The organism is Trichocoleus sp. ST-U2, assembly GCF_039961875.1.
Classification (GTDB): domain Bacteria; phylum Cyanobacteriota; class Cyanobacteriia; order Cyanobacteriales; family FACHB-T130; genus FACHB-T130.
The window spans coordinates 45,847-65,277 of the sequence record NZ_JAMPJY010000035.1 but is presented as its reverse complement, the minus strand read 5'-3'; the positions used below and the strand labels follow the sequence as shown (position 1 = coordinate 65,277).

The 19,431-nt window shown below is 46.5% G+C and carries 13 protein-coding genes, 1 pseudogene and 1 riboswitch; of the genes and pseudogenes, 8 read left to right on the top strand and 6 right to left on the bottom strand.

The features are described from left to right. Positions 1 to 113: 113 nt before the first annotated feature. Positions 114 to 362 (bottom strand): annotated as a pseudogene (locus NC996_RS20510) (transposase); the annotation flags it as partial. 175 nt (positions 363 to 537) lie between these two features. Here NC996_RS20510 and NC996_RS20505 point away from each other — a divergent pair. Continuing rightward, positions 538 to 723, top strand: coding sequence for a PCP reductase family protein (locus NC996_RS20505; RefSeq protein ID WP_190411824.1), 186 nt, complete (start codon positions 538 to 540; stop codon positions 721 to 723). A 61-nt stretch (positions 724 to 784) separates the two neighbouring features. Here the strand turns inward: NC996_RS20505 and NC996_RS20500 are convergent, their stop codons facing one another. Together NC996_RS20500 and NC996_RS20495 are read right to left on the bottom strand one after the other, a co-directional pair. Further along, positions 785 to 5,347, bottom strand: coding sequence for an AAA family ATPase (locus NC996_RS20500; protein WP_190686918.1), 4,563 nt, complete (start codon positions 5,345 to 5,347; stop codon positions 785 to 787). Beyond that, the gene (locus NC996_RS20495) at positions 5,344 to 6,645 is read right to left on the bottom strand and encodes a P-loop NTPase fold protein (RefSeq protein ID WP_190686916.1); all 1,302 of its coding nucleotides are present in this window, start codon (positions 6,643 to 6,645) and stop codon (positions 5,344 to 5,346) included. The genes NC996_RS20500 and NC996_RS20495 overlap by 4 nt, the downstream gene beginning before the upstream one ends. On the opposite strand from NC996_RS20495, the gene NC996_RS20490 reads away from it, so the two are divergent. After that, complete coding sequence (locus NC996_RS20490; RefSeq protein ID WP_190686915.1) at positions 6,644 to 6,832, top strand: hypothetical protein; 189 nt, start codon at positions 6,644 to 6,646, stop codon at positions 6,830 to 6,832. The genes NC996_RS20495 and NC996_RS20490 overlap by 2 nt on opposite strands. On the opposite strand, the gene NC996_RS20485 is transcribed toward NC996_RS20490, so the two are convergent. Next, a complete protein-coding gene (locus NC996_RS20485; RefSeq protein ID WP_190686913.1) occupies positions 6,818 to 7,645 on the bottom strand; it encodes an SWIM zinc finger family protein in 828 nt (275 codons plus the stop codon). The two genes, NC996_RS20490 and NC996_RS20485, sit on opposite strands and share 15 nt — an antisense overlap. A 68-nt stretch (positions 7,646 to 7,713) precedes the next feature. After that, positions 7,714 to 10,905 (bottom strand): DEAD/DEAH box helicase, encoded by a 3,192-nt coding sequence (locus tag NC996_RS20480; RefSeq protein WP_190686911.1) that lies wholly within the window; start codon positions 10,903 to 10,905, stop codon positions 7,714 to 7,716. Between the two features lie 165 nt (positions 10,906 to 11,070). Here NC996_RS20480 and NC996_RS20475 point away from each other — a divergent pair, with 165 nt between their 5' ends. The 4 genes from NC996_RS20475 to NC996_RS20460 all read left to right on the top strand — a co-directional run bounded on the left by NC996_RS20475 (position 11,071) and on the right by NC996_RS20460 (position 16,778). Beyond that, positions 11,071 to 11,424 carry a hypothetical protein gene (locus NC996_RS20475; protein ID WP_199303158.1) on the top strand — a complete coding sequence of 118 codons (354 nt, stop codon included), beginning with the start codon at positions 11,071 to 11,073 and terminating at the stop codon, positions 11,422 to 11,424. Between the two features lie 336 nt (positions 11,425 to 11,760). Further along, positions 11,761 to 13,917: a polyribonucleotide nucleotidyltransferase gene (locus tag NC996_RS20470; protein WP_190431719.1), complete on the top strand. Its 2,157-nt coding sequence runs from the start codon at positions 11,761 to 11,763 to the stop codon at positions 13,915 to 13,917. A gap of 645 nt (positions 13,918 to 14,562) precedes the next feature. After that, positions 14,563 to 14,753, top strand: a riboswitch (cyclic di-AMP (ydaO/yuaA leader). A gap of 163 nt (positions 14,754 to 14,916) precedes the next feature. Next, positions 14,917 to 16,194, top strand: coding sequence for a glycosyltransferase family 1 protein (locus tag NC996_RS20465; RefSeq protein ID WP_190686909.1), 1,278 nt, complete (start codon positions 14,917 to 14,919; stop codon positions 16,192 to 16,194). 362 nt (positions 16,195 to 16,556) lie between these two features. Beyond that, the gene (locus NC996_RS20460; RefSeq protein ID WP_190686906.1) at positions 16,557 to 16,778 is read left to right on the top strand and encodes a hypothetical protein; all 222 of its coding nucleotides are present in this window, start codon (positions 16,557 to 16,559) and stop codon (positions 16,776 to 16,778) included. 114 nt (positions 16,779 to 16,892) lie between these two features. Here the strand turns inward: NC996_RS20460 and NC996_RS20455 are convergent, their stop codons facing one another. Next, entirely contained in the window at positions 16,893 to 17,300 is a 408-nt protein-coding gene (locus NC996_RS20455) for a pentapeptide repeat-containing protein (protein ID WP_190686903.1), read from the bottom strand. A gap of 335 nt (positions 17,301 to 17,635) precedes the next feature. Here NC996_RS20455 and tpiA point away from each other — a divergent pair, with 335 nt between their 5' ends. Both tpiA and folP read left to right on the top strand, forming a co-directional pair. Next, the gene (gene tpiA, locus NC996_RS20450) at positions 17,636 to 18,367 is read left to right on the top strand and encodes a triose-phosphate isomerase (RefSeq protein ID WP_190411832.1); all 732 of its coding nucleotides are present in this window, start codon (positions 17,636 to 17,638) and stop codon (positions 18,365 to 18,367) included. 54 nt (positions 18,368 to 18,421) lie between these two features. Continuing rightward, the gene (gene folP, locus NC996_RS20445) at positions 18,422 to 19,375 is read left to right on the top strand and encodes a dihydropteroate synthase (protein WP_347277792.1); all 954 of its coding nucleotides are present in this window, start codon (positions 18,422 to 18,424) and stop codon (positions 19,373 to 19,375) included. Positions 19,376 to 19,431 lie beyond the last annotated feature (56 nt).

The following is a 19,431-nucleotide window of genomic DNA, read 5'->3' as shown; positions in this document are numbered from 1 at the left end:
AGTTAAGTCACTGGGATAGGATTGAGACATCGCTCTCTTAACGCTGTCGAATCAACATATTGCTATTGACAGGGTATCGTTATGAGAGCTTTTTTACTTTTCAGACATCCTCTCAGACGACGCTCATTTACCTCTTGGGCTGACCAAGGCGCTTCCGTTAAAAAATGATGTAATCGATGGTAAGTCACTCCTACAGCGTTAGAAGCGATTTGAGATAGGTTTTTTCGTTCACTTTCCTCTAATAATCCGCCTACATAGTTCCTAAACTCTCGTTTTTGTGCTTGATGCGTCCAGAGATCATCAAAGCGTTTACACCATCTATCAAAGCATGGCGGCATAGCAGCTGGAGTTGTCTCTTTCATCCAAAAAGTCTAAACGTGAAATCTTTGCCCTACGCAGATTATACCTTTATTGCTTCTCTATTTTCGTTTAAGTCCTGCTAAGAGGGATATAAGCAAAAGCGATCGCTACTTGATAAAATGCGATTAAGTTTACTAGCTAAAAGCTGAATGGCTGATAGCTAAGGGCTGGTGTACCATGCGCGATTCTGATTTTACAGATGTTTTACAGTGGACGCCGGAAGCAAAGGCAAAGCTGAAAAATATTCCTTTTTTTGTCCGTTCCCAAGCGCGTCAGCGAATTGAGCAGATCGCTCGTGCAGGGGGTTTGGAAGTTGTCACAGGTGAGTTAGTGGAGCAGGCGCGGCTAGAATTTGGGCAGTGAGCGATCGCGCTTGGTATGGCGCTTACTATGGTATTGGATAAGTTATATCGCATCCTAGCAGCTACTTTTGGGTGCCGATACCGTCGCAGAGATGGCGATCGCTCACATTGCGATTTGTCTGCAAATAATCGTGTACCCAATCGCAACCACGCACCAGTAAATCGTCCAGATCGAGATTCCACAGTTTGATGGTCTTGTCCCAACTGGCAGAAGCCAAAGTCTTGCCATCCGGGCTGTAACTGACACTAAAGACTGCTGCGCTATGCCCTTGGAGGGTAGCAATCGCTTTACCCGTTTCCCGATTCCACAGTTTGATGGTGTTGTCATAACTGGCAGAAGCCAAAGTCTTGCCATCCGGGCTGTAACTGACACTCCTGACTGCTGCGATATGCCCTTGGAGGGTAGCAATCGCTTTACCCGTTTCCCGATTCCACAGTTTGATGGTGTTGTCATAACTGGCAGAAGCCAAAATTTTGCCATCCGGGCTGTAACTGACACTAAAAACTGCTGCCATATGCCCTTGAAAGGTAGCAATTGCTTTACCCGTTTCTCGATTCCACAGTTTGATGGTCTTGTCTTCACTTGCGGAAGCCAAAGTCTTGCCATCCGGACTGTAACTGACACTAAAGACTGCTGCGCTATGCCCTTGGAGGGTAGCAATCGCTTTACCCGTTTCCCGATTCCACAGTTTGATGGTCTTGTCTTCACTTGCGGAAGCCAAAGTCTTGCCATCCGGGCTGTAACTAATGCTAAAGACTGCTGCCATATGCCCTTGGAGGGTAGCAATCGCTTTACCCGTTTCCCGATTCCACAGTTTGATGGTGTTGTCCTCACTTGCGGAAGCCAAAGTCTTGCCATCCGGGTTGTAACTGACGCTCCAGACTGAATCGCGATGCCCTTGGAGGGTAGCAATCGCTTTACCCGTTTCCCGATTCCACAGTTTGATGGTGTTGTCATAACTGGCAGAAGCCAAAGTTTTGCCATCCGGGCTGTGACTGATGCTAATTACTGAATCGCGATGCCCTTGGAGGGTAGCAATCGCTTTACCCGTTTCCCGATTCCACAGTTTGATGGTGTTGTCCCGACTGGCGGAAGCCAAAATTTTGCCATCCGGGCTGTAACTGACACTAAAGACTGCTGCGCTATGCCCTTGGAGTGTAGCAATAAATTCACTCGTTGCTAGATTCCACAGTTTGATGGTGTTGTCATAACTGGCAGAAGCCAAAGTCTTGCCATCCGGGCTGTAACTGACGCTCCAGACTGAATCGCGATGCCCTTGGAGGGTAGCAATCGCTTTACCCGTTTCCCGATTCCACAGTTTGATGGTGTTGTCATAACTGGCAGAAGCCAAAATCTTGCCATCCGGGCTGTAACTGACACTCCTGACTGCTGCGCTATGCCCTTGGAGGGTAGCAATCGCTTTACCCGTTTCCCGATTCCACAGTTTGATGGTGTTGTCATAACTGGCGGAAGCCAGAGTCTTGCCATCCGGGCTGTAACTAATGCTAAAGACTGCTGCGCTATGCCCTTGGAGGGTAGCAATCGCTTTACCCGTTTCCCAATTCCACAATTTGATAGTCTTGTCTTCACTTGCGGAAGCCAAAGTCTTGCCATCTGGGCTGTAACTAATGCTAATGACTGCGGCGCTATGCCCTTGGAGTGTAGCAATGAATTCACTCGTTGCCAGATTCCACAGTTTGATAGTGTTGTCCTCACTTGCGGAAGCCAAAGTCTTGCCATCCGGGCTGTAACTGATGCTAATGACTGCGGCGCTATGCCCTTCCAAGCGGTTGCGCTCTCTCACCCCATAAACCGCCTGTCGCAGTGCAGTTACAACTTGTATCTCGGTATCTGTTTTTGCTCCACCTGCTTGCTTGAGTGCTATTCCTGCCCGTAAACCTTCTATTAGCGCATCAAACTCTTTATTTGAGAAAAATAGTGCACCGGAATAACGACTAAGAGCATCAATTTGCCCTATCTGAAATTCTTTTAATTTCTCTTCACTACGTATTCGTTGCTCTTTTTCCTTCCTCAGTTCTCCTAATAGTTCAGCTCCCTGTTGCTGACGAATAAATGCCACCAGATAATCGTGAACCATCTGATAGCGATCTGCGGGAGATTCTGGCACTCGCACCACTAACCCCGAACTCACTAAAATCCCTAAAACTAAAGCTAAATTGTCAGCTTTTAATTCTAAAGACTGTGCCAGAGCCGCACGAGTTTTAAGAGGACGAGTATTATTTTCATCGGTGAGCAAGTATAAAACGAGTTGAGCTAGTTTTCTGTTTTCTTCAGAGCCGCAATCTTGGATAACTTCTGCTAAATGTCGCTCTACCAGTTCTACTTTCGGGTTGTCCCCCAGACACCGATACTGTTCTAAAGTGGTAATTTTTTCTGACTGGAGTTGTGCCCCAACAATTTGCAACTCTATCGGACGTACTGCCTTCAACTCTCCCGCCAAATCCTTCACCAGTGCCTCAATCAACGCTGGCTCTAAGTAAAACTGGGAGCGTTTGGTTAAGTTTTCAATAACTAACTTTGCCTCGTTAGGTGAAAAATCGCCTAAGTAATACAAAATATTTTTATCAAGTATGTTGTTAACCGCACCCATCTGATAGATACGATTGCATTCCAACAAATAATGTAAATAATCCTCCCGCAACGCCAGGATAATTTTTACATATGGAATATCCAAACAAGCTTGCAAAAAATTATAAAAATCTAATCTTTTAGCTTGCTCGCGGTAAACAAAAAAGAACTCTTCAAACTGGTCAAATATCAGAACAGTTAACAGATTACAATCTGCATTCTTTCGCAACTGTTTAATAACCGCCGTCGTTGAATTTAAAGCTTCCCTTAACAGGGCTTGAAAAGGTGGGCTAATTAACTCTTCTTGCCCCCCCCCTGTTAAGGGGGGTTGGGGGGGATCTTCATGGCGTTGCGCGATCGCCTTTTCCTCCAATCCCTCCGCTAAATCCTTACCCAATGCGCCAACCCAATCAGTGTAAAATCGCACTAAAACAGGTAAAGCATTTCGCACTCCAATTGGTTGCTGTTTCAGGACTGGAACTAACCCTGCTCTCAGAATCGAGCTTTTTCCTACCCCTGACTGACCGTGAATTACGATTAATTTATGTTGATTACTACTAATTCTTTCTATTAAATGCTTAACATCTTGTTCCCTCCCAGAAGCAGCAATTTCCTGAGAAATGATTGCTTCATGACCAGTTTGTAATAATGGGTGAATTACCTGCTGTTTTGGTTGTAAATGAGACGTACCCGCAAAAGCTCGAAAATTGTATTGAAACTCAGTTGAAATTTTTTCTCCTTTAAGTTCAAAGGCTTTTAAATATTCCCCTTCCTGGTAATAAAGCAATTGCAATTCTTCCAAAATATCAACATGAAGTTTTGGATTATACTGTGGAATTGCTTCTTCCCTAGCTTTTTCTAAGTTAACAACAGCTTCTTTAGCTAAACCTAAATGCGATTGCGCTCGCGCTAAAATAAATCGATATAAACCCCGCTTGTATGGCTGAATACTTGGAATCCTATCTAAAGTTTGCAATGCTTGTTGAGCTAATTGATTCGCATCATCCCAGCGCGATTGCTCTAGAGCTACTTCTGCAAAAAAGCCGTAATCTTGAGCTAATTGGCTTAAATTCCCGTATTTTTGGTGTAGATTAACAGCTTTTTGGGCAAGAATTTGTAAATCTTCCCATGCTTGTAGCTGTCGCAAAGCGTCACCAAGTTTACTAATATGGCTAGCGACCAAATCCGGACGTTCAGCTTGCTCAAAAATATCAAGGCATTGCTGAAGATAATAGCGGATTTGTTCCCAATACCGCTGATTTTGTTCAGCTTTGCTGTAATAACATAAGGCAATATTAAGTAGCAATCTACTTTGCCGCTCTAGATGTTTCCTTTCCTGCCAATATCTTAAACTTTTTTGATAATGTTCTATAGCAGCATTTATTTGATTATTTGCATAATCATCTAAGCCGCGACAAAATTCTAAACCCGCTTCTGCCTCTGGCTCTAATTCTTGTCCGCGACTTTGCAAATCCTGAAAAGCTGCTTCCATTTCACAGCAAGTTTCTAAATTAGTAATTACATTGCCAGTAAATAACGCATCTGTATTTTGCTTCAGAAAATCAATTAACTCATCAGTACAGAGTGCAAACTCAACACTCGTTGCCCAACTCTCAAAATCTGGTGCTAAGCGGATCAACTTTTGTAGAACTTGGTCGTTAACCCACAACACCAGTGGGAACGGAAAATTTTGGCGAAACTCCTCCCTTACTTGGTTGGTTGAAGTGAGAACCGTGTTGAGGTCGTTCACCGACTCCAAACCAAAAACCATCACGGCTGACGGCTTTTCATCTCCTAGTTCTGCAAGTAGGATTGTGTAGAGTGTCTTAACAGATGCAGGCAAGTTTAACTCTCGGATCTTCACTGAGGATAACTCCCGCAGGCGTTGCACCATGTGATCGCGCAACGCCCCATAGTTGCACCGCGCCAAAATTAGCCGAAATTGCCCTTGAGACAGCCTAATTGCCCGTACCAGGGCCTTCAGCGAACTCTCGTTATCAGCAGCAACATCTTCTAGTTGATGCGAGTTAGTCATAGCTGAAGTTCTTTCGCTTCTCGCAAAATTGGATTGATATCAAACCAAGACCCATCTTCGTCTCGGTATTCAAATACAAACATATCGCGCACTAGAGTTTGGTATCGTTCCTCTCCTCTTAAGCTTTTCTGTTGTGCCACTTCCCGCAGCAATATCCATTCATCCTCAGTGAGTGCCAAGATTAGCGCGTTCCGGCGTTGCCGAATCACCCCTTCAAGGCAATCCCGCGACAGAGGTGGATCGTCTCGCTCAAGACAGCGGGAAAGCAGCACTAGCAGGTTCCGCACATGACCGCCACTTACACGGCACAGGCGAGCTAAAGTTTCAGGACTATCAAAAACTTCTGTAATTTTATTGACACGCTCTACTACATTTACGTCGGGGAAGGCTCTTGCCAGTACCATCTGTTGCAGCAGCGCCATCCCCTCTTTTGATTCACCGCCAGAGCGTACCTGCACGGGCACCATCGGCAACACCTTGGGATCTCCCCCAAATCGATTCGTCAGCCTTCCTAAAGCGTTTGAAAAAATCAACACCAGTGGAATCGTATAGACCACATGGCAATTCAGCTGGTTGAGTTGTTCTCCCCGTTCTACAAATAAATATTCTGGCTGAATTTGCCCGGTTGGCTTTACCGAGTTTTCCAGTCGATCCAGATTATCGATAATTACTACCAGTCCTTTTTTGCCTTGCTGCTTAAGTTTTTCTCTAGCAACTCCAAATAGTTCCTTGTTAATCGCTTCTAGAATCCCATTCGTGCGTGGTTCTAAATATTGCCTTAACTGATTGCGAAGCTTGGGACTATCTTTAGTTTTAGCAGTCAGCTTGCCGATGCCCACAGACAACTCAGCTTCCATCGAAACATCTATCGGTGTCTGCAAAAAGTCTGCTATTTCAGTAAATAAATTAGTAAAGTAGCCTGGTTTAAGCTTGATTTGAATCGCTTCCAGGCTTGCACTCACCTGACGAGCGATCGCAAGCAAAATATCGGTAACATCGACATCTGCCATTTCCAAAACTTGGCTAGACTCGAAATAAACTACATGAAATCCCTGCTGCTCTAAATCAGCCTTAAGTTGCTGCAATTCTGTGGACTTGCCACAGCCGATATGTCCTGTAAACAATTGGCAGGTCGGCTTATCAGGTGAAAGACGGGTGACGGTTCGGCCCAACTCGCGGATAATATTACCACCGCGCACTGAAGAAAAATCGATGTAATACTTTCGCTCTTCGGCATTACCCATGTTCAGAGGGCTAGGGTTACACGCCTGATAAAACCTCTGCAAATCCAGTGTCATGAATTTCCTCGCAACCGGGCTGATCCTTACTCTCTACCGCCGCCATTCTATCCATTCCGTAAAACGCTTTGAGCGCTCAATCGCTCAAGGCATCCTGCCGCTAAGTCCTGCTTTGTCAACAAGCGATCGCACTCTCAATGATTACGCTAAGCGATCGCTTCTTCTCAATCTATCAACTCTCTTCTAAATTCATCGCCGCTAGAAAAGCTTGCTGACTGACTGTTTGATAAACGGTGTCTAAATATTGCATCACCGGCTGACTAGAACCGGATGAGAGGGGAATCGATCCGAGTACATTTAATACAGTGTCACCAGTCGGTGCAATTACGACCAGTGAAGAATCTAGCGGTTCGTCGTATTTCCAGAATTGCTCAATTTTTAGCGGGGTTGCTGGTAGGGAGGAAGTACCCTCGTTCGATGGCTGGGATGTTTCATCTGTGGGAATTTCAGCCTCAGAAGTTTCAGCGGTACCGCGTCTTAGCTTGCGTAGGGTATCGAGGATTTGTTCTTTGGGGCGTCCCCGCAACTGGAAGATGACGAAAGGATCTTCACTGAAGCGATCGCCTAACTGATAATAAACTGCACCAATGTGTTTGCAGGGAATTTCTTTATCCGGGCAACTGCACCGTGCATGGATATCAGACAAAGTAAAGGGAAATATACTCAAACCATTGGCGGTAAACACTTCTTGAATGTTGGGCGGCATTTCTCCCGCCAATAGTTGGGCAGAAAAAATCGCCCGTTGAGACATGGTTTCAATCACATAATCCCACTGTTCATCTGTAAAAGGGTCTAGGGATAGGGAAACTTGATAGGGTTCCGGTGCCGTACCTTGCACTTTTGCTAACACCTTTGGACCTTTAAATTCAATGCCGAGAACATTTCCCTGCATTGCATAATTTCGTGCCCTTTCCAATCGCTTTTTGAAGCGGGACTTCTCTAATAGATCGATCCATTCTTGTACCCACCATTCGCGGCTTTGAATTTCGTAATTGTTCATATTATGGCTTATTTGTTATTCGTCATTTCTCTAGAAATCTAACTAACGACTGATGACTAAGGACTTGCTCATTCATCATCAATTACAGCAGTCCGATCCAGCAGTAATAAATTGCGGAGTTGGTCAGTATTCAGTTCCGTAATCCACTGTTCACCGGCACCCACCACTTGCTCTGCCAGTGCTTTTTTACTTTCAATCATTTCATTAATTCTTTCTTCCAGGGTGCCGGTACAGGTGAATTTATGTACCTGTACATTCCGAGTTTGACCAATCCGAAAAACCCGATCCGTCGCCTGATTTTCGACGGCTGGGTTCCACCAACGGTCGAAATGAAACACATGATTTGCCCGTGTTAAATTGAGACCCGTTCCACCAGCTTTTAAAGAAAGAATAAAGATTCTGGGGCCTTCTGGATCGTTCTGGAATCGGTCAATCATTTCCTCCCGTTGTTGTTTGCGGGTACCTCCATACAAAAATAGGGTTTCCCCACCTAGATGTTTCTCCAAATAAGGTTGGAGAAGTTTTCCCCACTCGGCAAATTGAGTAAAAATTAAAGCGCGATCGCCTTCTAATAAAGCTTCCTCCAACATTTCTTCTAAACGCTGAAGTTTGCCAGAGCGACGCTGTGCTACCAGTTCTTTTTCCTTTAAAAATTGGGCGGGGTGGTTGCAGATTTGCTTTAACTTTATCAACAAAGCTAAAATGATTCCCTTTCGTTGCACGCCCTCACTGGCTTCAATTTCAACTAGCGATTCTTCCACCAATTTTTGATAGAGTGCAGCTTGTTCGGCAGAAAGTCCGCAGAATACAGTCATTTCCTGCTTGTCGGGCAAATCTTGAATGATATTGCGATCGCTTTTCAGGCGTCGCAGGATAAAAGGACTAACAAGCGATCGCAATGTCTGCAACGAAGCCATATCTCCATATTTTTCAATCGGCAAGGCAAACCGGCGTTGAAAGAAATCCCGCGTTCCCAAATACCCCGGATTGAGAAAATCTAAAATTGACCAGAGTTCTGCCAAGCGATTTTCCACCGGAGTTCCTGTTAGGGCAATCCGAAAACCTGCTTTTAACTGACGCACTGCTTGCGATTGCTTCGCCTGGGGATTCTTAATATTTTGAGCTTCATCTAGCACCACACCCCGCCAAGAAACACTTTGAAGGTCTTTGGCATCCCGAAACGCCAGTGAATAACTGGTAATGACCAAGTCTTTGCCCTTAACGGCTTTTGCCAGCGCTTTCCCTTTCGGTCGTTTATCCCCGTGATGGACGACAACTTTCAGCGTGGGGCCAAATTTCTTAACTTCTCGTTCCCAGTTCCCCAAAACTGAAGTCGGGCAAACTAATAGCGTCGGTGCTTCTAATTTCTCTCCTTCTTGTAAATTCAGCAGAAAGGCGATGCATTGAATTGTTTTTCCCAATCCCATATCGTCTGCGAGGCAAGCTCCCAAACCCCAGCGTTCGAGGAAGGAGAGCCAGCCAACGCCCCGCGCTTGATAAGGTCGCAACTGCCCCTGGAAATTGGCAGGCGGCGCGATCGCTTCCACCGCCTGATTATTGGTTAAAGTTGTTAGCAACTGCTGAAGCGGCCCTGCTGCCTCAAAGCTAACCACCGGAAGTTTTTCGATTACTTTGGTATCGCCGGTACTCAGCCGCAGAGCATCTTCTAAGGAAAGCGCCATCTGGTCTTTGGGCGTTGCTAGCAGCAACTGAGCGGCTTTCACATCGGAGGGTTGCAGGGCAATCCACTCCCCATTCACTTGCACCAGCGGACTTTGCAGAGCGATTAGACGGTCAAATTCTTGTTTAGAAATCGTGCGATCGCCAATTGCTAATTCCCACTCAAAAGACAGCCAGCTTTGCAATCCCGACTGACCTTTGCCCGGTGTGGTGCTAGAGCGAATTTTCAGCCCCAAATGCCTATTTTCTCCCTCCGCAGGCATCAGACTGGACGGCATCACGACTCCCAATCCACTGTCTTTCAGTCGCCATGCACCCGCCTTGATAAATTCGTACACCTGTACGGGTGTCAAGCGACAAAACTGCGGGCGACGGTCATGCAAGCTGGCTTCAATGGGCGGATAAAGTCGGGCAGCCAGACCTAAGCCGCTTAGAAAAGTCTCCTGATGATGCTCAATCGTGCGACCTTTGAAGACCAAACGCTCTAAGGGATGGTTCCAGATAGTTTCTGCATTCACCAAAAATTCTGGGTCGCCCGTTGCCTGGAGAAAGTATTCTAAACTCCAATTCTCATCACCTGTATCAGGTGGTTGGAGAAGGAAACAGGTGCGAAATCGGTTTTGTTGGTATTGGCGGGTTCTCAATTCCCCGCTAGCGAACACCGGGGCGAGTAAATGATCTCGTACTGGCGATGTCCAAGTCTGAAAGGCTGCTTCCAAGCGTCCAATTGCCGCCGGTTCTGTTTTGAGGGTATTGGATGCGGTAGAAAGGGCTTGCAACCACTCCTGCACTATCGGTTCTACTGCGGGTAAGGCAGAATTCCCAGCACTCGAACGCACTTGTGCGTCGATCGCACTGCCTAAGAATCTTAAGAGTAATTCCTTGGGTTCTTCTGGTTCTAGTTGTTCTTTAGGTTTTTCTTTACCACTAACCTCCGAGTGTTGATAAGTGCGGCAGGCAGAGGGCATGAGCTGGGTAAACTTTTCCAAACGCGCTTGATCTAACCCACTATCAAGTAGAGGTTGCCAAGCGGCGACGACAGTACCATCCAACTGCCGATGTAGGGTTGGTAAAAACTTAGATCGCACCAGAAGATCCAAGATCCATCGGCTAACCTGTGCCCAAAAGCGTAAATCTCCCCCTACATAAGCATCAGATGTTTTAAAAGAACCAAGGGGCAGCGCTTGCAAAAATTGTATTGCTTCGAGAGGATCGAGACACAGCCCTTCAACTTGCCAGAGGTGTAAGGATAAGGTTGAAGCATCCGCACCGTCTGAAAGCATTTTGGTGGATAGCAGTGGGCAAACTGGATCTCCTGCCTCTATTTGGGTGGGCAAAGCGATCGCTTTCTTGTGCCATTTCTCATTAGCCCGACTTTTCGCATGGCTGCGCGATTCACCAAAGAGACTACGCGATCGCAAAAAAGCGATTAATTCTACCTGCGTCATCGCCATCGGATGGGATGCCACTGTATCGGGTTGAGAAGACATCGCAGGCGTCATGGGTCGCCAAATTTCTCCCCAAACAAATAGATAACCACCCTGAGGTTGAATGAGCCAACTACCGTGTAAAATTGCCATGTTTAAAAGCTTTTTTTGTGAGAATTAACTCAATTTATTAACGTTTATTAGAGCAGAAATTAGCAATTAGATAATTCGATGCTTTTTCCTTAGCTAAATTAAAGGCATCACTTTTTACAAGTTTTACTTAAAAATTAAAATTTATTTACTTTTTTAACGACCTTCTTGCCAAATGGGATTAAAGCCGAACTCGACCAGATGTTTCCTTCTGAGCAAGATGCAGTCAGAGAATTACTGAATCTGATTATTATTGAGGGTCAAACTTATCGCAAAAGTAAACCTCTATCCAAAGTAGAATTTGCTGCCTACTGGATGACCCACGATGCTTTTGTTGCCACCGACAACCACACTAAATCCATCAACGCCGATGAAAATCTTGGGAGCTTTACTATCTCAAGCCCAACTTTCCCGGACGGTGCAGCTACATCTGCAATGCTGGATTTATTGTACAACCTGCTTGACCGGGGTCAAGGCATGAGTAGGTTGATGGAGATCAATGCTAGAAATAGCTGCCGTTAAGGGTTACACGGCGATGATGTTCAATTTTGTCTTGGCAATTAACACGCCTTCTATCCGATTGTGACAATCTTTAATATTTGAGAGAATCGGGCGGATTCTGAGCGCTGCACATTTATTTGATGGACTATCTCAGGGACGAGTAGGAGACGTCCTAAAGATGTACCGCTCTTTGCGCTAATTTATCAGCCGTCAGTTGTTATCTTCGATCCTCTGCGCCCTTACTCCTCTGTCCGTCCTCGTCTCCGGAATGCCGTCATCTACACTAAAGGCACCACCAGTACCTAAGTGCTACGATTGCGAAAGATAAAGAAAAATGATAGAAGGACAAAGTACCGCATGGTAGAGCTAGACAAGTCAATATCCTTTGATGGACGGGATATTCGACTGAAGGTGGGTTTGCTTGCCCCTCAAGCTGGGGGTTCAGTTTTAATTCAGTCAGGAGACACCGCAGTTTTAGTCACGGCGACTCGCTCCGGAGGCCGAGAAGGCATTGATTTCCTGCCGTTAATGGTAGATTACGAAGAAAGGCTTTATGCAGCCGGTCGGATTCCCGGTGGTTTCTTGCGACGAGAAGGGCGTCCCCCCGAAAAAGTAACGCTCACGGGTCGTTTGATTGACCGTCCCCTGCGTCCATTATTTCCTTCCTGGCTGAGAGATGACATTCAGGTAGTAGCAACCACGCTGTCGATGGATGAGCAGGTACCGCCGGATGTTCTGGCGGTAACAGGTGCTTCAATTGCGGTGCTTTTAGCACAGATTCCCTTCCAAGGACCGATGGCAGCGGTGCGGGTTGGTTTGGTGGGGGATGATTTTATTATCAATCCTACCTACGCCGAGATTGAGGCGGGGGATTTGGATCTGGTGGTGGCAGGCTCTCCAGATGGCGTGATTATGGTCGAAGCTGGAGCGAATCAGCTGCCAGAACAGGATGTCATTGAGGCGATTGATTTCGGCTATGAGGCGGTGCGCGACTTGATTGAGGCGCAGCGAGAACTCATGGCAGCACTGGGGATTGAATTGGTTCAAGAAATCCAGCCGGAAGTCGATTCGACCCTAGAGAATTTTATTCGCGATCGCGCGACTGCCCAAATCAAAGAAGTCCTCTCCAAATTTGAACTCGACAAAAATAGCCGCGATGCTCTTTTAGATCAGATCAAAGAGACACAAATCCTGGCAGCGATCGCAGAATTAGCTGAAGACGACCCCATTCGAGTTGCTTCTGCGGCTAACTCTAAAGCAGTGAGTAACGTCTTTAAAGACATCACCAAGAAGCTGATGCGCCGTCAGATTGTCGAAGACAGCGTCCGGGTAGATGGTCGCAAGCTTGATGAAGTGCGCCCTGTCTCTTGTCGCGTGGGTCTGTTGCCCAATCGGGTTCATGGTAGCGGTTTGTTTAACCGAGGACTGACCCAGGTGTTATCTGTTTGTACTCTCGGCACCCCAGGCGATGCCCAGGATCTCGCAGATGACCTGCATCCAGAAGATGAAAAGCGCTATTTACATCACTATAATTTTCCGCCCTTTTCTGTTGGGGAAACCAAGCCGATGCGGGCACCCGGTCGTCGGGAAATTGGTCACGGGGCACTAGCCGCACGGGCAATAGTGCCAGTGTTACCGCCGAAGGAAGACTTCCCCTACGTGATTCGGGTGGTGTCTGAAGTTCTTTCTTCTAATGGTTCCACATCGATGGGTTCGGTGTGTGGTTCCACCCTGGCTTTGATGGATGCTGGCGTGCCCATTGCGAAGCCGGTGAGTGGCGCAGCAATGGGACTGATTAAAGAAGGCGAGGAAGTTCGCATTCTGACTGATATTCAGGGCATTGAAGATTTCTTAGGTGACATGGACTTTAAGGTGGCAGGTACCGATACTGGTATCACTGCCTTGCAAATGGACATGAAGATCAGCGGACTGCCTCTGGATATCATTGCCAAAGCCGTCGAGCAAGCAAAGGGCGCTAGGCTGCACATTTTAGAGAAAATGCTGGCAACCATTGACCAGCCCCGCACCGAGATGTCACCTTATGCACCTCGCTTGCTAACGCTCAAGATTGAGCCAGAACTCATTGGCATGGTCATCGGGCCTGGAGGCAAGATGATTAAGAGCATCACTGAAGAAACGGGTGCCAAAATCGACATTGAGGATGATGGCACGATCACGATTTCAGCAGTAGATGGCGAGAAGGCGAAGAAAGCCCGCAACATCATCCAAGGGATGACGCGGAGGCTGAATGAGGGTGATGTATACGCTGGTCGCGTAACCCGGATTATTCCAATTGGGGCGTTTGTGGAAGTGCTTCCCGGAAAAGAAGGGATGATCCACATTTCTCAACTTGCTGATTACCGAGTCGGTCGCGTCGAAGATGAAGTGGCTGTCGGGGATGAAGTCATTGTCAAGGTACGGGAAATTGATAGCAAAGGTCGGATTAATCTGACGCGCTTGGGGATTCACCCAGATGAAGCGGCAGCTGCTCGTGAAGCGGCAGCAAGTCGTTAAAAAAAAGCACTTAGCGATTAGCGATTAGCGGTTAGCAATTAGGAATTGAAATTGCTAACCGCTAATCGCTAAACCGAGCTTTTTTCCTCAACAACTACTATTCCATTCGGTTATTAAATCTAATCTAATTATCCCGTAGCTATAGCAATCCTATTTGAGTTGCAAGCTAGGAGTTCAGATTCCTGACTTCTTCGATAAGTCGAATATCTCGCGTTTGAAAATGATTTAGCACCGAGCTATAAAAACTATAATTAGATGAATCATAGCAACAGTAAAGAGTTGTTTCTAGTAGTCTTTAACTCTTAGTTATGAGTTGGTTGATATTGAACGAATGACTGAAGGTTAAAGATGTAGAAAGCTTTTATTAATAACGAGTTGCATTTCTTGCCGTGTAGGTTAATGCCGTGCGCGAACGTTCGCTAACAAAAGTTAGCTGATGGTTTTTTTACTTAGCCCAATGTACTCTATCGACCCCATCCGCCCACATCAAATGCTTGACTCGTAAGTCTGACGATTGGAGGGTAAGTATAGATATCATTATCGTATATTAAAAAACATCTATCTTAAGGTAGGTTGACGATTTTTAAATTGTAGTGTTAAGGTTGCAGTCAGTCTACATAAGTCAGCCTAATCCAGTATCTCACTTTAAAAAACGTACCTTATCTAATTAAGGTGAAGCTGGAGCGGAGGAACCAAATTTTGGGGCTTATCGATGAGAGATTAAAAATTAAAAATAGTAATCCTAATTTTTAATTTTGCATTCTTAATTTCTCAGAGAGGGACATCTCTCAGTCCTCGCCCGTCAGCTAACTCCGTCGGCATTGAGAGGAGACTGAAGAGTCAGCAATTTTGTAGAATTTGCGCGATCTCATCAGTGTCCTTGGCTGGTATCTGTTCGCTTCGTTGTACCTGCCCTCGACTATGAATAGAGGCACATTTCGTGCTTCAACTGCTGGCGTAGGAGAGCAGGTGCGCTAGCTATGAGGAGAAAATCAACCGATGTTACTGACTGAAAAAAATCGTATCGCCTTAATTTCAGTAGATGGCGATCCAGCGGTAGAAATTGGGCAAGAAGAAGCTGGAGGTCAAAATGTCTATGTGCGTCAAGTAGGATTAGCACTCGCTGAGCAAGGCTGGCAGGTGGATATGTTCACTCGCCGCAGCACTCCGGAGCAACTGGATGTCGTTCAGCATACGCCTAACTGCCAGACAATCCGATTAGCCGCTGGGCCAGCCCAATTCATGAGTCGGGATCGACTCTTCTGCTATTTACCAGAGTTTGTTGAACAATTCCAGGCATTTCAGCAGCGTGAAGGTTGGCAATATACCCTGGTGCATACCAATTATTGGTTGTCATCTTGGGTGGGAATGGAACTGAAAAAGCACCAACCTTTGATACAGGTACATACTTATCACTCGCTGGGGGCGGTAAAGTATCGTACAGTTTCCGAAATTCCAGCGATCGCTTCCACACGGCTAGCAGTTGAAAAAGCGTGTTTGGAAACAGTGGATCGAGTGATTGCTACCAGTCCGCAAGAAGAAGATCAAATGCGATCGCTTGTTTCCACTCAGGGACAGATTGAAATGATTCCCTGCGGTACAGATATCGTTAAATTTGGTTCCATTCAGCGCCAAGAAGCACGCCAACAGCTAGGAATTGCCAGCGACGCCAAAGTAGTGCTGTATGTGGGTCGTTTCGATCGGCGCAAGGGAATTGAAACTTTAGTCCGAGCTGTAGCAAAATCAAGCTTACGCAAGTCTTGCGACCTAAAGCTCCTCATCGCAGGCGGAAGTCGTCCGGGACAGAGTGACGGCATTGAACGCGATCGCATTGAGAAAATCGTAGCTGAAGAAGGCATTGGCGATCTCACTTGCTTCCCCGGTCGTGTGGAAGATAACGATTTGCCTCTCTACTACTCAGCTGCCGATGTGTGTGTTGTCCCCAGTCATTACGAACCCTTCGGTTTAGTTGCCATTGAAGCAATGGCTAACCGGACGCCGGTAATTGCAAGTAATGTAGGCGGCTTGCAGTTTACCGTAGTGCCAGAGGTAACGGGTTTACTGGTACCTCCCAAAGATGAAGTCGCCTTTGGACAGGCGATTGACCGCATCCTAGCCGATCCCGATTGGCGAGACCAATTAGGCCAAATGGGTCGCCAACGGGTAGAAATTGCCTTTAGCTGGAATAGCGTGGCATTACGACTCAGCCATCTGTACACCAAATTACTGTGCCAAGCTGCTGTTGAATCTGCGAGCAAACCGCAGCTAGTCGCTTGAGATTTTTTCCCCTGAAAAGTGCTGAGTCCTTTGGGATGGGATTTTCATCCCGATAGCGAGCAAGAAAAGGCACTAGAAAAGAGTTTCCATCCAACGTTGTGAGCTTTCAGTGTATAAGCGTTTCTTGCAATAAAAACAATCAATCTTCTTTGTTCCTTGCCAGGAGGAAATGAGACTCCCTCTTCGTTTCCGAAAGTTAGGACAGGTTCTCAATATTTTTGCAAGAACTCTATTCCCCAACCCTAGACAAATTCATTCCAAATCGATGGATTGTCCGTAAAAGCGGGATATCCATCTAATCATTTGAGAGCAATTCAAGTAGTAAGAAAACGGCAAATTACCAAATTAGGAGAGTTGAAATCATGCTGAATATCGGAGATAGCGTACTACATAAGAAAACCGGACGCTCAGGCAAGGTTTTTGGCTATGGCTATCAGATGGTTAATAGCACTTACTTGCCAACACTGATCGTCAGAGTAGTTGAAGCTGCAAGTTTAAACCAGAAAAGTTTTGTAGAAGATTTGTCTTCATCATGGATTTCGGAGCAAGAAGCTTCTCGGCTTTCGGCAAAGGCTGCACGCTAGAGCCTAGCCTGATTGTATCTGTGCTTTATGCGTAGGCGATCGCTCAAAACAAAACTCGGTCAGTTACTGACCGAGTTTTGTATTTTTGTCAAATATTTAGTTTTGAAAAACCCACTAATCCCATTTAACGTTATTCGGCAAAATCGCGTTGTCGAGAGCCGCATCCTTCAAGTTAGCATTTATCAAGTTAGCCTCTCTCAAATTGGCACTACTTAAGTCTGCTTGCTGGAGATCGGCGCTATTAGCAAATACACCTGTTAAATTAGCTTTTTCCAGATTAGCCTGCGTTAGATCGGCACCTTCTAAGTTGGCATTCGCTAGGTTAGCTCCCTGCAAGTTTGCCCCTCTCAAATCAGCCCCAGTGAGATGGGCACTTACAAGATTGGCTCCTTTCAAGTCGCAGTTCTGACATTGCTTAGTTTCGATTAATCGTCTGACATGAGCGGGATTTTCGGCTCGGACGGGAGCAACTAAGCCTAAGGGAAGCAGAATCGCTGCGGCTGCTAAAAATTTTAGTTTCATATTTACTCCAATAATTTAAGTTTTTTATTTACGTTCTGGTATAATTTTAACCCTATGTTTTTTTGAGGAACATCCTACGATAGGGGGGAATCTTTTGGGTAAATACCCACCTAAAGTAATAAAAAGATTTTTGAAGTGAGTCGCGGCTAAGAGCAGCATCCGCAGGAGCGAGTGTTGGCGTGCAAGGATTGCGGGGTGAAATTATCGCGTCGCTTGACATTTGCGCTTTTAGCGACCAGAAAGTGTAAATGCGATCGCCTTTAAAGCAGGGGTTCCCCCGCCGTACTAAACTGGAGGTTACAGTTTTTAGCATTCTGAACTTGACTGAGTTAGCTGTGCGGAAAATAGTTATTGCCGGTAATTGGAAAATGTACAAAACTCAGACCGAGAGTCTGGAGTTTTTGCAAGGATTCATGTCTCACCTAGAAGAAACCCCAGACGAGCGGGAAGTAGTCCTAGCGGCTCCTTTCACTGCTTTAAGCATCATGTCTAAAAATCTGCACGGTAGCCGCGTGCAGCTGGGTGCCCAAAACATCCACTGGGAAGAAATGGGAGCCTACACAGGTGAAATTGCCGGACCCATGCTGACAGAAATTGGGGTGCGTTTCGTAATTGTGGGTCATAGCGAACGGCGTCAATACTTTGGCGAAACCGATGAAACTGTGAACCTACGGCTGAAAGCAGCGCAACGCTACGGTTTAACGCCCATTCTCTGCGTCGGCGAAACCAAGCAACAACGCGATGCAGGTGAAACAGAATCCCTGATTTCTACCCAACTGAAAAAAGGCTTGGTTGACGTTGACCAGGAAAACCTGGTTATTGCCTACGAACCTATTTGGGCAATTGGTACTGGCGACACCTGCGAGTCAAAAGAAGCAAATCGGGTGATTGGCTTGATTCGCACTCAATTGACAAATCCAAATGTCTCGATTCAGTACGGTGGCTCGGTCAAGCCCAATAATATTGATGAAATCATGGCGCAGCCAGAAATCGATGGGGCTTTGGTCGGGGGAGCCAGTCTGGAGGCTGCCAGTTTTGCCCGAATTGTCAACTTTCAAAAAGGATAAGGATGTTAGCGAAGCGGCGCTTTCTTCGCCGGATGACGGATGAATCAATCCAAAATCCAAAATAGCTTGACCCTGCGGGGTCAAACTTTTGACTGGGGACAGCGCACTTATTTAATGGGTGTGTTGAATGTGACGCCTGATAGTTTTAGTGACGGCGGAGACTTTAACACGCTAGGAGACGCCTTGGCTCAGGCTAAGCATCTTGTGGCAGCCGGAGCCAATATCCTCGATGTGGGGGGACAATCAACCCGCCCCGGAGCCGCCCAAATCTCTCTGGAAGAGGAATTGGATCGGGTGCTACCAGTGGTGCAGGCGCTCCGAAAGGGTGCAGAAGGAAGGATCGAGGATGACTCCGATTCTTCGGTGGGCGTCATAGAATCTGCTCAGCACAGCAATCCCTTATCCAACCCTCCGGGATACATCCCTCCTCCTTCTGAGGTTCCGATTTCCGTGGATACAACGCGGGCATCTGTGGCACAGGCAGCAGTTGCGGCGGGGGCTGATATCGTCAATGATATTTCCGGCGGTACTTTCGACCCGGAGATGTTTGCTGTGGTGGCAGAGTTGGGAGTCCCCATTGTGTTGATGCACATCCGAGGGACGCCAGCTACCATGCAGCAGATGACGAATTATCAGGACTTGATGGGGGAAATCTCCGAGTTTTTGTCAAGTCAAATTGAGCAAGCGATCGCATCTGGCATCGCTCGCTCAAAAATTATCATCGATCCCGGCATTGGCTTTGCCAAAACTTACGAGCAAAGTTTGGAAATTCTGCAACGCCTGCCGATGTTGCATTCTTTAGGTGTTCCTTTGTTAGTGGGACCATCCCGGAAAAGTTTTATCGGGCGGATTTTAAATCAACCCGATCCCAAAGCCAGAGTGTGGGGAACGGCGGCGGCTTGTTGCGGAGCGATCGCGGGAGGTGCTGATATCCTCCGAATTCATGATGTCCAACCCATGCATGATGTCTGTCGCGTTGCGGATGCCATTTTCAGAAAACAGAAATAGAAAAGCTAAGAGCGATCGCTGTCTTGAAATGCCTTAAAAAGTGATGTTTTTAATTT

Bases quoted from the DNA above. Each gene is read 5' to 3' on its own strand.
- NC996_RS20460 (WP_190686906.1), top strand. From the start codon at position 16,557: ATGCTGAATATCGGAGATAGCGTACTACATAAGAAAACCGGACGCTCA.
- NC996_RS20495 (WP_190686916.1), bottom strand. From the start codon at position 6,645: ATGACACTGGATTTGCAGAGGTTTTATCAGGCGTGTAACCCTAGCCCT.
- NC996_RS20485 (WP_190686913.1), bottom strand. From the start codon at position 7,645: ATGAACAATTACGAAATTCAAAGCCGCGAATGGTGGGTACAAGAATGG.
- NC996_RS20455 (WP_190686903.1), bottom strand. From the start codon at position 17,300: ATGAAACTAAAATTTTTAGCAGCCGCAGCGATTCTGCTTCCCTTAGGC.
- NC996_RS20465 (WP_190686909.1), top strand. From the start codon at position 14,917: ATGTTACTGACTGAAAAAAATCGTATCGCCTTAATTTCAGTAGATGGC.
- NC996_RS20470 (WP_190431719.1), top strand. From the start codon at position 11,761: ATGGTAGAGCTAGACAAGTCAATATCCTTTGATGGACGGGATATTCGA.
- NC996_RS20490 (WP_190686915.1), top strand. From the start codon at position 6,644: ATGAATTTCCTCGCAACCGGGCTGATCCTTACTCTCTACCGCCGCCAT.
- NC996_RS20505 (WP_190411824.1), top strand. From the start codon at position 538: ATGCGCGATTCTGATTTTACAGATGTTTTACAGTGGACGCCGGAAGCA.
- NC996_RS20500 (WP_190686918.1), bottom strand. From the start codon at position 5,347: ATGACTAACTCGCATCAACTAGAAGATGTTGCTGCTGATAACGAGAGT.
- NC996_RS20480 (WP_190686911.1), bottom strand. From the start codon at position 10,905: ATGGCAATTTTACACGGTAGTTGGCTCATTCAACCTCAGGGTGGTTAT.